The sequence below is a fragment of the Halomonas sp. SIMBA_159 genome, from assembly GCF_046536035.1.
Lineage (GTDB): Bacteria > Pseudomonadota > Gammaproteobacteria > Pseudomonadales > Halomonadaceae > Vreelandella > Vreelandella venusta_A.
The window spans coordinates 1-237 of sequence record NZ_JAWJBT010001570.1; the positions used below are offsets into that span (position 1 = coordinate 1).

A 237-nucleotide genomic window follows, 5' to 3' on the forward strand; every position below is an offset into this window, starting at 1 on the left:
GACCGTTGATTTGGCTCTCAATTACAGCAATGCTACAGAGTGGTGTGCAACTTGGTTCATTCTGGTAATGTGTTGTGGTGATGTATTGCTCGGCCTGTGGCTGAAAAAAGAATCAATCTTTTCAGTATTACGTCATGGTTTCCGTGCCTTACTGAATGCCATTTTGCGTACTGCTGCATCTGTATAAACATCGTATAAATTTGTCCGTTATAAAGGAAGATCATGCTCATCAAACGG

General features: G+C 41.4%; 1 protein-coding gene. It reads left to right on the top strand.

The window, feature by feature from the left end; translation table 11 throughout:
* The coding region (locus R0J87_RS24520) for a hypothetical protein (RefSeq protein ID WP_498889648.1) at positions 1-187 on the top strand (187 nt) is incomplete at its 5' end.
* Positions 188-237 lie beyond the last annotated feature (50 nt).